Origin of the sequence: Pseudomonas sp. C5pp, from assembly GCF_000814065.1 — a bacterium.
Classification (GTDB): domain Bacteria; phylum Pseudomonadota; class Gammaproteobacteria; order Pseudomonadales; family Pseudomonadaceae; genus Aquipseudomonas; species Aquipseudomonas asiatica.
This window is the reverse complement of the sequence record NZ_JWLN01000016.1, coordinates 15,988-28,476: the sequence shown is the minus strand read 5'-3', so window position 1 is coordinate 28,476 and position 12,489 is coordinate 15,988. Positions and strand designations below refer to the sequence as shown.

Below are 12,489 nucleotides of genomic sequence, written 5' to 3'. Positions count from 1 at the left end.
GTGTTCGAGCTGCCTGGGCAGGCCTCTGCGAGGATCAATAGCAAGGGTGGTGCCAAAATGCCCACGAAGGGTGCAAGTGCCGTATTTGCGAGGGATAAACGCCCAACGACGGGGCGAATTGCCTGAGGAAGGCTGGCGGATTTCCGCCCGGTGGCGGGATTTGTACAGGGGCATTGGCGGGAATCCGCCCATTGTGGTTTGCCTGTGCCGGCCTCTTCGCGGGTGAACCCGCTCCCACAGGAACCGCACAGGGCTCGAGTGCAGTGCCCCCCTGTGGGAGCGGGTTTACCCGCGAAGAGGCCGGCCAAGCCAGCAAATCACTCGAGGTTGAAGGTGATCCTGAACGCCGCGCCCCCCAGAGGAGAATCCCCCAGGCTCAGCTCGGCGTCATAGCTGTCGACGATATCCTTGACCACTGCCAGCCCGATCCCCTGCCCCGGGTGCTGGCTGTCCAGCCGCTCCCCACGCTCCAGAATCCGCTCACGCTGGCCCGCCGGCACCCCCGGTCCGTCGTCCTCGATGCACAAGGTCAACCGTCCAGGCGCCTGCTCCAGGCTCACGCGCACCTGGCCCAGGCTCAGGCGGTAGGCGTTCTCCAGCAGGTTGCCCAGCAGCTCCAGCAACGCGCCCTGCTCCATCGGCACCTGCGCCGCATCGGGCAGTTGCAGCGTCACGTCCACCCGCTTGTCCCGGTACACCTTGGCCAAGGTGCTGCACAGGCTTTCGAGCAACGGCCGCAGCAACACGCTGTGGCGTACCAGGCCGCTCTTGCGCAGGCTGGCGCGTTGCAACTGGTAGTCGATCTGCTGGCTCATGCGCTCGATCTGGCTCTGCAGCACGCGCGCCTGCTCGCGCTCGCCGCTACGCTGCTGCAGGCTTTCGCCCACCCCTTGCAACACCGCCAGCGGCGTCTTCAGGCTGTGCGCCAGGTCATCGAGCGAATCACGGTAGCGCTGACGCTGCTCGCGCTCGCTGCGCAACAGGCGGTTCAGCGAGCCGGTCAGACGCAGCAGCTCCCGTGGGTGCTCGCCGCTCAGGCCATCCCGCACTCCCGACTCCACGTCGTCCAGCTCGCGGCTGAGCCGGCGCAACGACCGCAAGCCCCAGGTCAAACCGGCCCACAGCAGCACCAGCAGCGCCAGCAAGGCCGCGCCAAAGCCCAGGTAGAGCTTTTCGCGCAGGCCATCAAGGGTGTGCTGGTACTCGCGCACAGGTTGCAAGGCAACGATGCTGTAGGCGGCGCTCTGGCCACCCAGCAGCTTGATCTCGACGTCGTACACAAAGAACTCTTCGCCGTCGGCCTGGTGAATGCGGGCGAATTCGTTGCCGCGGCCGTCGTAACGTGGGCGGTAGTTGATGTTTTGCGCGGCGGTTGCCCGCGACTGCCAGACCAGCTTGCCGTCGCGGTCGAAGATATAGCCGAGCAAGCCGGTATACGGCAGGTTGTAGCGCTCGTCCGGCAGCAGCGTCGGCATCTGCAATTGGCCGTGTTCGATACGCGCTGCGGAAATCAGCGTGGTCACATCCGAGGCCAGGCGTTGTTCGATCGACTCCTGCAGGGCCAGGCTGAAGGCCTTCTGCAAGGCCGGCAGCAACGCCAGCATGAACAGCAGCGCCAGCACCGCGGCCGCCAGCATCAGGCGCACCCGCAGCGAACGGATCATCGGCAGCGCTCGGTGAACAGGTAGCCCAGGCCGCGCACGGTGTCGATCGGTTTGAAGCCGTGCTCGCCCTCGAGCTTGCGCCGCAAGCGGCCGACCAGCACTTCGATGACATTGGGGTCGCGTTCCTCGTCACCCGGGTACAGCTGCTCCATCAGGCGGTCCTTGGCCACCACCTGCTGGTGATGGCGCATGAGGTATTCGAGGATGCGGTATTCGTAGGCGGTCAGGGCCAGGGGCTGCTCGTCCAGCGTCGCCTGCTTGCGGTTGAGGTCGAGCACCAGCGGGCCGGCGGCAATGGTCGACTGGGTGAAGCCGCTGGAGCGGCGCAGCAGGGCGTTCAGGCGTGCCTCGAGTTCTTCGAACTGGAACGGCTTGACCAGGTAGTCGTCGGCACCAGCGGCCAGGCCCTCGACCTTGTCCTGCCAGTTGCCGCGGGCGGTGAGGATGAGAATGGGGAAGGTCTTGTCCTGGCTGCGCAGGCGCGTGATCAGTTCCAGCCCGCTGATGCCGGGCAGGCCCAGGTCGATGATGGCCAGGTCGAAGTGGTATTGCCCGGCCTGGTACAGCGCCTCCTCGGCATCGGCGACCGCCTCGACCACATGGCCGCCTTCGCCCAGGCGGGTGTAGAGGTGATGGCGAAGCAGGGCTTCGTCCTCGACCACCAGCAGTTTCATGTGCAGCTCCTTGATATGTATTGCCTGTACCGGCCCTTTCGCGGGTAAACCCGCTCCCACAGGTACTGCACAGGTTTGAAGAACTGCGCGATCCCTGTGGGAGCGGGTTTACCCGCGAAGAGGCCGGTACAGGATAACCCGGCTCGCCCGTCAGAACTTGTAGCTTGCAGCCAGGTAGGTCTGCGCGCTGCTGGTCAGGCGCAGGGTGCCGTCCTTCGGCCCGCCGTGCGCACCCACTTCGGTGGCGGCATTGGTACGCAGGTAACGGTAGCCCAGTTCCACAGAAGCCTTGTCGGTGATGTCCTGGATCACGCCGGCCTGCAGGCCATAGGCGTAACCGTAGTCGGTATCCCGGCTGGCCCCCGGCGAGTCCTGGGTCAGCTTGGTAACGCCCAGGCTGCCACCGCCGAACAGCTTGGTGGTATCTCCCACCGGCAGGAACAGGTCGTAGCTGCCCAGCAGGTTTTCCTGGCGCAGCTTCAGGCCGCTGTGGTCGCCCGAGACATTGTCGTAAGTCATGTAGTAGCGGCCCTGGTCATTGATCTTGCCCACGCGCACACCCCAGGTGTCGTCCTTGCCGATGATGCCGTCGGCGTTGAGGTGGTCGGTGTTGCGCTGCAGCAGGCCGGACTTGCGAACCTTGTCGCTGGTCTGGCCGTAGGTCAGGCTGGCGAAGTTGTCGTCAGCGGCCTGTGCGGTGGTGATGCCAGCGGCGCAGACGGCCATGGCGGCAAGCAGAGTGTTGAAGGTTTTCATGGCTGGATACTCCAGTTGAGTGCGCTGTTTCGGTCTGGAAGCTAGAGTAAGCAGGGCACCCTGAACCGCGACTGAACCCTGGCTGAACCCCGGCTGAACGAACCGTTTGAAGAACAAGGAGTAGTGACCATGCGCGCCCTGCTGGCCTTGACCCTGATGTGCAGCGCCGCCCTCGCCCAAGCGGCGGTACAAACCCGCGAGATCCCCTACCAGGACGCCGACGGCAATCGCCTGGTCGGCTACTACGCCTATGACGACGCCATCGAAGGCAAGCGCCCCGGCATTGTCGTGGTGCATGAATGGTGGGGGCTGAACGACTATGCCAAGCGCCGCGCCCGCGACTTGGCAGCACTGGGCTACAACGCCCTGGCCATCGACATGTATGGCGACGGCAAGCAAACCGAGCACCCTGCCGACGCCAAGGCATTCATGACAGCAGCGATGAAAGACCCCAAGGCCGCGGAGCGGCGCTTCGATGCCGGCCTCGAACTACTGAAACTGCAGCCGAACACCAACAAGCACCAGTTGGGGGCAGTGGGTTACTGCTTTGGCGGCAAGGTGGCGCTGGATGCCGCGCGGCGAGGGGAAAAGCTCGATGGCGTGGTGAGCTTCCACGCCCCGCTGGGTACGCAGACACCGGCCAGGCCGGGCGTGGTGCGGGCCGATATCCTGGTGGAGCATGGTGCGGCGGACACGCTGGTGACCGAGCAGCAGGTGGAAGCGTTCAAGGCGGAGATGGATGCAGCCAAGGTCAACTACCAGTTCGTCAGTATTCCCGGGGCCAAGCACGGGTTCAGCAACCCGGATTCGGACCGCATGGGGCACGGCGAACATGGTGGGCCGGATATTGCCTACAACAAGGCGGCGGACGAGAGCTCCTGGGCGGATATGCAGGCGTTCTTCAAGAAGGTGTTCAAGTAAGGATTGCCGGGGCCGCTTTGCGGCCCATCGCGACACAAGGCCGCTCCTACAGGTACCGCGTCGCTTTGTGTAGGAGCGGCCTTGTGTCGCGATGCGATGGGCTGCAAAGCAGCCCCAGCTATTTCACCTCCCACACCACCGCTGCGGCTGGCACAATACCCCCCATGAACACACTCCCCGCCTGCTGCGCCCCGCTCCAGCACCACTGGCCCCTGCCCCGCCCCCTACCCGGCGCGGTGCTGGTCAGTTGCGCTTTCGACCCCGCCCGCCTGGCACCCGATGACTTCCAGCGCGCCGGTGTCGTGCCAGGCGACAGCCTGCAACGCTCGGTGGCCAAGCGCCAGGCCGAGTACCTGGCCGGCCGGGTGTGTGCCCGCGCCGCTCTGCAGCGCCTGGACGGCCGTGACTACGTGCCCGGCACCCACGAGGACCGCTCACCCATCTGGCCCGCCGGCATCCACGGCTCGATCACCCACGGTAAAGGCTGGGCTGCTGCCGTGGTTGCTGCCGAGGGCAGTTGCCGGGGCCTGGGCCTGGATCAGGAAGCGTTGCTGGATGACCAGCGTGCCGAGCGGCTGATGGGCGAAATCCTCACCCCGCCCGAGCTCGAACGCCTCGACCGCAGCCAGCTCGGCCTTGCCGTCACCCTGACCTTCTCGCTGAAGGAAAGCCTGTTCAAGACGCTCTACCCGCTGACCCGCCAGCGCTTCTACTTCGAGCATGCCGAAGTACTGGACTGGTCCGCCGAAGGCCTGGCCCACCTGCGCCTGCTCACCGACCTGTCGCCGCAGTGGCGGCATGGCGCCGAACTGCAGGGCCAGTTCTGCCTGCAGGACGGCCACCTGCTCAGCCTGGTCAGCGTCTGACCGTCACAGCGGTGCCTGCTGCCGTGGCCAGTTCAGGCTGAAGCAGGCGCCACCCAGCGCGACGCTGCGCCCCACTGTGGCCCGGCCCGCGTGCCAGTAGATGATCCGCCGCACGATCGACAAGCCCAGGCCATGCCCGCCCGAAGCGCGGGTACGGCTGTCGTCGAGGCGGGTGAACGGTGTGAAGATACGGTCCCAGACACCCTCGGGGATCCCCGGGCCGTCATCCTCCACATCGATGCGGCAGCGTTGCTGCCCCAACTGGTAGCTCAGGCGCACCTCGGCCTCGGCGTGGCGCATGGCGTTGCCCACCAGGTTCTGCAGCGCCCGGTGCAGGTAGCGCGGTTCGGCTTCGACCCAGGCGCCTCCGCCATCGGCACCCTGGCACTCACCGCGCACCACCCTTACCTCGGCACGCAACGGCGCGAGTTCTTCGATCACCCGGTCGAGCAAGGCATCCAGGTCTACCCGCTCGAACTTCAGCGCCGGTGCGCCCTGCTCCAGGCGGGCGTAGGTGAGCATCTCGTCGACCAACTTGTCGAGGTCCTGGATATCGCCGTCCATACCCGCCAGGTGCTTGGCCCGGGCCTGCTCGGTGGTGGCACTTTCGATCATCTCCAGGCCAAAGCGCAGACGTGCCACTGGCGTGCGCAGCTCGTGGGAAACCGCCCGCACCAGTTCGCGCTGCATGGTCAGCGAGCGCTGCAGATGCTCGGCCATGCCGTTGAAGGCCGCGGCCAGACGCCCCACCGAGTCGGCGCCGCCGGCCGGCACGCGGGTGTCCAGGCTGCCTTGGGCGATGCGCGTGGCGGCAATCTCCAGGCCCGACACGCGCCGCTCCAGTTGGCGTACCAGCAGGTAGACCACCAGGCCGATCAGGCACAGACCAAGAAAGGTTATCAGGATCAGCAACTGCGGCGGATAGGGGTTGAGCTGGTACAGCGGGCCGATTTCCAGCACCCAGGGCGAACCCGCCAGCCCGGCGAACACACGGATCGAGTCGCCATCCTTGCCCAGGGCCATGACCGTGTCGCCCTCCTCGACCCGGCGCCGCTGGTCATCGTCCAGGCTCACCCGCTCGATGCGCTGCAGGGCCACGCCAAAGCCGAAGCCCTTCTCTTTCTTGATCTGTGCCAGGCGCTGCTGCTGTTCGGTCACCGGGTAGCGCACCAGTTCGTCGGCCAGCAGATAGAGGGTGGCCCGCGCCAGTTGCTCGCTGATCTGTTTGATCTGCGCCACAAGCATCAGGTCTTCCTGGCCGACCTTGCGTAGCACCTCGGCCGCATGCGGGCCAGTCTTCTCGACCACCACCAGGCCGCGGTACAGGCGCGCCCGCTGGCCGCCATCGAGTGTGCGCGCGGTCATGGGCTGCAGCGCCAGTGGCACGCCGAGCAGGCGCTCCCAGATCAGCAGCGAGCGTTTGCGCTCGGTATCGTTCTGCAGCGCCAGGTTGTCGGCCATCAGGCTGAAGGTGCCCTGGGCCAGGCCTTCTCGGTGCTGGGCGGCACGCACTTCGTTGACCAAGTGCAGGCTGAGTACACCGAGCAGGGCCACCAGCACCAGCACGGCCAGCATGCCGCCATAGATACGCAGGAAGATCGAATTGTTCATGGGGCCTCGCCGACGAACAGGTAGCCCTTGCTGCGAAGGGTCTTGATCAGCCTTGGCTGGAGCGGGTCGTCGCCGATCTTTGGGCGGATCTTGGAAATGCGTATGTCGATGGAACGGTCCTGCCCGTCGTAGCCGACCCCACGTAGCGCGGTGAAGATCTGCTCGCGCGTCAGCACCCGGCCGGCGTTGCTGGCCAGCAGCCAGAGCAGGTCGAATTCGGCGCCGGTCAGCTCTATCAGCTGTTCGCCCAGGCGCGCCTCGCGCAGGCGATTGTCGATGCGCAGCGCGCCGAAGGCCAGGTCCTGGCGCTTGCTGTCCGGTGCTTCGCTGCGCCGCAGCAGTGCCTGGATACGCGCCAGGAGGAGCCGTGGGCGTACGGGTTTGCAGACATAGTCATCGGCCCCAAGGTCCAGGCCCTGGACCTGGTCGAGTTCATCGCTGCGGGCGGTCAGCATGAGGATCGGGCCGGGATACTGGCTGCGCACCCGACGACAGATGCTCAGACCGTCCTCGCCGGGCAGCATCAGGTCGAGAATGACCAGGTCAGGCTGGCTGTCGACGATGCGCCGCGCGGCGCGAGCGCCATCGCCCTCGACGCTGATTTCGTAGCCGTTGGCCTGCAGATACTCGGCGGTGAGCTCGGCCAGGCGCTGGTCGTCTTCGACGATGAGGATGCGGGGTGCGGGGTGGTCCATGGCTTGTGCCTATGTTTGTTGTTTTTCTATGGCCTGTGCCGGCCTATTCGCGGGTGAACCCGCTCCCACAAGGACCGCACCGCTTTCGAACCCTGTGCAGTACCTGTGGGAGCGGGTTCACCCGCGAAAGGGCCAGCACAGGCAACATAACCCTTTAACCAAAAAGCAACATCCCCTCGGAATACTACGGCTGCCATCCGGTACTGCCAACCTTCCAGCAGCCCCTCGACTGAACCGTTTTTTGTGATAGGGTTCGCGCCCGAAAAATTCTGCCCCGGGGCTGCAAGACGCAGAAAAATACTGCAAACCACTTGGCACAAGGCCTACAGCGAATACCCACCATTCACTCACAAAGTACGCACAAGTTATCCACAGGCGCTCGCCTTGCAAAGCCCCCGATACCGCATTATCTTGTATCCCGATCGCAGCGAACCACTAGATATAGGGTTTCGTGCAAAATCACACACAAAAGTCAACCCGCAAAATCAAGCGATTTTTCGGGTGAACTTCAAGTGATTCCAGCAGCCAAACCGCTCCTGCGGAGGCGACCGAGGCAAGCCCGCCAGGGCCTTGTTCGGGTATGGGTGTTGCAGGCCAGGCCTGGCATCCATCAGCAACAGTTTTTGGGCCCGGCCCAGAACCTTTGACTTCGGCCAGGGAGCGGCGAGCCATTGCCCCTTATTCCTGAGTCTGTCCCGAAGTTGGTACGCCCGCGCGGGCGGATGCGCATGCATTGCCCATCCCCGCCAGGCCATCGAGCAAGTGGACGGAACGGTGGGCGCCCAAAAGGCGCCTGAACAATATAGAAACTGTGGAGACACCCACCCATGCAAACCGACACAACTCGCGAGAACCCGCAGGCCAAGGTGCCGCAGGCCGCCGATTCCAACCAGGATCTGGCCGCCACCGCTCCCGGCCAACTGCGTGTGATCAAGCGTAACGGCACTGTCGTCCCCTACACCGACGACAAGATCACCGTGGCCATCACCAAGGCGTTCCTCGCAGTTGAAGGCGGCACCGCCGCCGCTTCGTCGCGCATCCACGACACCGTCGCTCGCCTGACCGAGCAGGTCACCGCCACGTTCAAGCGTCGCATGCCATCGGGTGGCACCATCCACATCGAAGAAATCCAGGACCAGGTCGAACTGGCCCTGATGCGCGCCGGCGAGCAGAAGGTCGCCCGTGACTACGTGATCTACCGTGAGCAGCGCGCCAAGGAGCGTGCCACCCGCGTCAACACCGAGTCCGTGGTCGAGCCGCACCCGAGCATTCGCATCACCCTGGCCGACGGTAGCCTGGCGCCGCTCGACATGGCCCGCCTGAACACCATCATCAGCGAAGCCTGCGAAGGCCTGGCCGAAGTCGATGGCGACCTGATCCAGCGCGATACCCTGAAGAACCTGTACGACGGCGTGGCCATCAAGGACGTCAACACTGCCCTGGTGATGACCGCCCGTACCCTGGTGGAGCGCGAGCCGAACTACTCGTTCGTGACCGCCCGCCTGCTGATGGACACCCTGCGTGCCGAAGGCCTGGGCTTCCTGAACGTGGCCGAGAGCGCCACCCACCACGAAATGGCCGACCTGTACGCCAAGGCCCTGCCGGCCTATGTCGAGAAAGGCGTCGAGTTCGAGCTGCTGGACCCGGCCCTGAAAGGCTACGACCTGGAGCGCCTGGGCAAGGCCATCGACCACGAGCGTGACCAGCAATTCACCTACCTGGGCCTGCAGACCCTGTACGACCGCTACTTCATCCACAAGGATGGCGTGCGCTTCGAGCTGCCACAGGTGTTCTTCATGCGTGTGGCCATGGGCCTGGCGCTGGAAGAGAAAGACAAAGAAGCCCGTGCCATCGAGTTCTACAACCTGTTGTCGTCCTTCGACTACATGGCCTCGACCCCGACCCTGTTCAACGCCGGCACCCTGCGCCCACAGCTGTCCAGCTGCTACCTGACCACCGTGCCGGACGACCTGTCGGGCATCTACCACGCGATCCACGACAACGCCATGCTGTCGAAATTCGCCGGTGGCCTGGGCAACGACTGGACCCCTGTGCGTGCACTGGGCTCCTACATCAAGGGCACCAACGGCAAATCCCAGGGCGTGGTTCCGTTCCTGAAAGTGGTCAACGACACCGCCGTTGCCGTCAACCAGGGTGGCAAGCGCAAGGGCGCCGTGTGTGCCTACCTGGAAACCTGGCACCTGGACATCGAAGAATTCATCGAGCTGCGCAAGAACACCGGTGATGACCGTCGTCGTACCCACGACATGAACACCGCCAACTGGATCCCTGACCTGTTCATGAAGCGTGTCTTCGATGACGGCAAGTGGACCCTGTTCTCGCCTTCGGAAGTGCCAGACCTGCACGACCTGACCGGCAAGGCCTTCGAAGAGCGCTACGAGTACTACGAAGCCCTGACCGAGTACAACAAGATCAAGGTGTTCAAGACCATCCAGGCCAAAGACCTGTGGCGCAAGATGCTGTCGATGCTGTTCGAGACCGGCCACCCGTGGCTGACCTTCAAGGACCCGTGCAACCTGCGTTCGCCGCAGCAGCACGTGGGTGTGGTCCACAGCTCGAACCTTTGCACCGAGATCACCCTGAACACCAACAAGGACGAGATCGCGGTCTGCAACCTGGGCTCGATCAACCTGCCGAACCACATCGTCGACGGCAAGCTGGATACCGCCAAGCTGCAACGCACCGTGAACACCGCCGTGCGCATGCTCGACAACGTGATCGACATCAACTACTACTCGGTGCCGCAAGCGCGTAACTCGAACTTCAAGCACCGCCCGGTCGGCCTGGGCATCATGGGCTTCCAGGATGCGCTGTACCTGCAGCACATTCCGTACGGCTCCGATGCTGCCGTCGAGTTCGCCGACAAGTCGATGGAAGCGGTCAGCTTCTACGCCATCCAGGCGTCCTGCGACCTGGCCGACGAGCGCGGTGCGTACGAGACCTTCCAGGGTTCGCTGTGGTCCAAGGGCATCCTGCCGCTGGATTCGCAACAGATCCTGATCGAGGCCCGTGGCGCCAAGTACATCGACGTCAACCTGGAAGAGTCCCTGGACTGGGCCCCGGTACGCGAGCGCGTCAAGAAAGGTATTCGTAACTCGAACATCATGGCCATCGCGCCGACCGCGACCATCGCCAACATCACCGGCGTGTCGCAGTCCATCGAGCCGACCTACCAGAACCTGTACGTGAAATCGAACCTGTCGGGCGAGTTCACCGTGATCAACCCGTACCTGGTCCGCGACCTGAAGGCCCGTGGCCTGTGGGACTCGGTGATGATCAACGACCTGAAGTACTACGACGGTTCGGTGCAGCAGATCGAGCGTATCCCGCAAGAGCTGAAGGACCTGTACGCCACCGCGTTCGAAGTCGAGACCAAGTGGATCGTCGATGCCGCCTCGCGTCGCCAGAAGTGGATCGACCAGGCCCAGTCGCTGAACCTGTACATCGCCGGCGCCTCGGGCAAGAAGCTGGACGTGACCTACCGCATGGCCTGGTACCGTGGTCTGAAGACCACCTACTACCTCCGTGCACTGGCCGCGACCAGCACCGAGAAGTCGACCATCAACACCGGCAAGCTCAACGCCGTTTCCAGCGGTGGCGACAGCGCCCCGGTCCAGGCAGCCGGCCCTGCGCCAGTGCCGAAGGCCTGCGCGATCGACGAGCCTGACTGCGAAGCCTGCCAGTAAGGCCAGGCCGAGGCTTCCTGCGGGAAGCCTCAACGCGTTTTCCGCACCACTGCGGACCCTGTGGGAGCGGGTTCACCCGCGATGAGGCCGGCACTCCCGCCGCCTCTCCACAGCCAGACACAACAAGCCGTGGCTGCAAAGCCGCGGCCAGCCCTTTTCGGGCACCTCAGATTTGCGTGCACCGCACCGCAACCAAGATCCACCGGCCATACTTGATAGATGGCCCTCAAGCAGGAGAATCTCACCATGCTGAGTTGGGACGAATTCGATAAAGAAGACGGCGAAGTAGCCGCCAAAGGCAACACCCCTGCGCAGGCCGCTGCCGCCGCCACCCTCGACAAGCTCGACAGCGCCGGTGGTGCCGCCGCCCTGGAAGCCCGTGCCGCCACCGCCGACGACTCCGACGCCGTCAAGCGCGCCAAGGCTGCCCTGAACGACCTCGACATCGCCGAAGGCCTGGCCGAGCTGGAAGGCTCCGGCGCCCGCGTGCGTGTTGACGAAAAGCGCATGATCAACTGCCGCGCCGACCTCAACCAGCTGGTACCGTTCAAGTACGACTGGGCCTGGCAGAAGTACCTGGACGGCTGCGCCAACCACTGGATGCCGCAAGAGGTCAACATGACCGCCGACATCGCCCTGTGGAAGAGCATGGACGGCCTGACCGAAGACGAGCGTCGCATCGTCATGCGCAACCTCGGCTTCTTCTCCACTGCCGACTCGCTGGTAGCCAACAACCTGGCCCTGGCCGTGTACCGCCTGATCACCAACCCGGAGTGCCGCCAGTACATCCTGCGCCAGGCCTTCGAAGAAGCGATCCACACCCACGCCTACCAGTACTGCATCGAGTCGCTGGGCATGGATGAAGGCGAGATCTTCAACATGTACCACGAGATCCCGTCGGTAGCGAAGAAAGCCGCCTGGGGCCTGAAGTACACCCGCGCCATCTCCGATCCGGAATTCAACACCGGCACCGTCGAAACCGACAAAGAGCTGCTGCGCAACCTGATCGCTTACTACTGCGTGCTGGAAGGTATCTTCTTCTACTGCGGCTTCACCCAGATCCTGTCCATGGGCCGCCGCAACAAGATGACCGGCGTGGCCGAGCAGTTCCAGTACATCCTGCGTGACGAGTCGATGCACTTGAACTTCGGTATCGACGTGATCAACCAGATCAAGATCGAGAACCCGCACCTGTGGGACGCGGCGATGAAGGAAGAAGCGACCCAGATGATCCTGCAAGGGACCCAGCTGGAGATCGAATACGCCCGTGACACCATGCCACGCGGCGTGCTGGGCATGAACGCAGCGATGATGGAAGACTACCTCAAGTTCATCGCCAACCGTCGCCTGACCCAGATTGGTCTGAAGGAAGAGTACCCAGGGACTACCAACCCGTTCCCGTGGATGAGCGAGATCATGGACTTGAAGAAAGAGAAGAACTTCTTCGAGACCCGTGTGATCGAGTATCAGACTGGTGGGGCATTGAGCTGGGATTGATAATCCGAGCGAAGCATAGAGAAGGCTGCCGATTGGCAGCCTTTTTTATTGGCAGGAAAAAAGCCGAAGAGGAAGCTTCCTACAAGGTTCTCATTGTG

Annotated in this window: 9 protein-coding genes; 4 read left to right on the top strand and 5 right to left on the bottom strand. The window is 63.9% G+C overall.

Features of this window, described 5'->3' with window-relative positions:
• Window positions 1–317: 317 nt before the first annotated feature.
• The 3 genes from RR51_RS14790 to RR51_RS14780 all read right to left on the bottom strand — a co-directional run bounded on the left by RR51_RS14790 (window position 318) and on the right by RR51_RS14780 (window position 3,094).
• Window positions 318–1,664 carry an ATP-binding protein gene (locus RR51_RS14790; protein ID WP_039613954.1) on the bottom strand — a complete coding sequence of 449 codons (1,347 nt, stop codon included), beginning with the start codon at window positions 1,662–1,664 and terminating at the stop codon, window positions 318–320.
• Window positions 1,661–2,338 (bottom strand): response regulator, encoded by a 678-nt coding sequence (locus tag RR51_RS14785; RefSeq protein WP_004375868.1) that lies wholly within the window; start codon window positions 2,336–2,338, stop codon window positions 1,661–1,663. The genes RR51_RS14790 and RR51_RS14785 overlap by 4 nt, the downstream gene beginning before the upstream one ends.
• Before the next feature lie 150 nt (window positions 2,339–2,488).
• Window positions 2,489–3,094, bottom strand: coding sequence for an outer membrane beta-barrel protein (locus RR51_RS14780; protein WP_013973837.1), 606 nt, complete (start codon window positions 3,092–3,094; stop codon window positions 2,489–2,491).
• A gap of 129 nt (window positions 3,095–3,223) precedes the next feature.
• On the opposite strand from RR51_RS14780, the gene RR51_RS14775 reads away from it, so the two are divergent.
• Window positions 3,224–4,015, top strand: coding sequence for a dienelactone hydrolase family protein (locus tag RR51_RS14775; protein WP_031324533.1), 792 nt, complete (start codon window positions 3,224–3,226; stop codon window positions 4,013–4,015).
• A 164-nt stretch (window positions 4,016–4,179) separates the two neighbouring features.
• Entirely contained in the window at window positions 4,180–4,881 is a 702-nt protein-coding gene (locus RR51_RS14770; RefSeq protein ID WP_039613953.1) for a 4'-phosphopantetheinyl transferase family protein, read from the top strand.
• 3 nt (window positions 4,882–4,884) lie between these two features.
• On the opposite strand, the gene RR51_RS14765 is transcribed toward RR51_RS14770, so the two are convergent.
• Both RR51_RS14765 and RR51_RS14760 read right to left on the bottom strand, forming a co-directional pair.
• Window positions 4,885–6,492 carry an ATP-binding protein gene (locus RR51_RS14765; RefSeq protein WP_039613952.1) on the bottom strand — a complete coding sequence of 536 codons (1,608 nt, stop codon included), beginning with the start codon at window positions 6,490–6,492 and terminating at the stop codon, window positions 4,885–4,887.
• Window positions 6,489–7,187 carry a response regulator transcription factor gene (locus RR51_RS14760; protein WP_015271498.1) on the bottom strand — a complete coding sequence of 233 codons (699 nt, stop codon included), beginning with the start codon at window positions 7,185–7,187 and terminating at the stop codon, window positions 6,489–6,491. The genes RR51_RS14765 and RR51_RS14760 overlap by 4 nt, the downstream gene beginning before the upstream one ends.
• An 827-nt stretch (window positions 7,188–8,014) precedes the next feature.
• Here RR51_RS14760 and RR51_RS14755 point away from each other — a divergent pair.
• Window positions 8,015–10,894, top strand: a complete 2,880-nt coding sequence (locus tag RR51_RS14755; protein ID WP_013973842.1) for a ribonucleoside-diphosphate reductase subunit alpha — start codon at window positions 8,015–8,017, stop codon at window positions 10,892–10,894.
• 246 nt (window positions 10,895–11,140) lie between these two features.
• Window positions 11,141–12,391, top strand: coding sequence for a ribonucleotide-diphosphate reductase subunit beta (locus RR51_RS14750; protein ID WP_024087598.1), 1,251 nt, complete (start codon window positions 11,141–11,143; stop codon window positions 12,389–12,391).
• Window positions 12,392–12,489: the final 98 nt, after the last annotated feature.

Excerpts from the sequence above, each read along its gene's own strand:
- RR51_RS14790 (WP_039613954.1), bottom strand. The coding sequence starts at position 1,664 with ATGATCCGTTCGCTGCGGGTGCGCCTGATGCTGGCGGCCGCGGTGCTG.
- RR51_RS14760 (WP_015271498.1), bottom strand. The coding sequence starts at position 7,187 with ATGGACCACCCCGCACCCCGCATCCTCATCGTCGAAGACGACCAGCGC.
- RR51_RS14780 (WP_013973837.1), bottom strand. The coding sequence starts at position 3,094 with ATGAAAACCTTCAACACTCTGCTTGCCGCCATGGCCGTCTGCGCCGCT.
- RR51_RS14785 (WP_004375868.1), bottom strand. The coding sequence starts at position 2,338 with ATGAAACTGCTGGTGGTCGAGGACGAAGCCCTGCTTCGCCATCACCTC.
- RR51_RS14775 (WP_031324533.1), top strand. The coding sequence starts at position 3,224 with ATGCGCGCCCTGCTGGCCTTGACCCTGATGTGCAGCGCCGCCCTCGCC.
- RR51_RS14755 (WP_013973842.1), top strand. The coding sequence starts at position 8,015 with ATGCAAACCGACACAACTCGCGAGAACCCGCAGGCCAAGGTGCCGCAG.
- RR51_RS14770 (WP_039613953.1), top strand. The coding sequence starts at position 4,180 with ATGAACACACTCCCCGCCTGCTGCGCCCCGCTCCAGCACCACTGGCCC.
- RR51_RS14765 (WP_039613952.1), bottom strand. The coding sequence starts at position 6,492 with ATGAACAATTCGATCTTCCTGCGTATCTATGGCGGCATGCTGGCCGTG.
- RR51_RS14750 (WP_024087598.1), top strand. The coding sequence starts at position 11,141 with ATGCTGAGTTGGGACGAATTCGATAAAGAAGACGGCGAAGTAGCCGCC.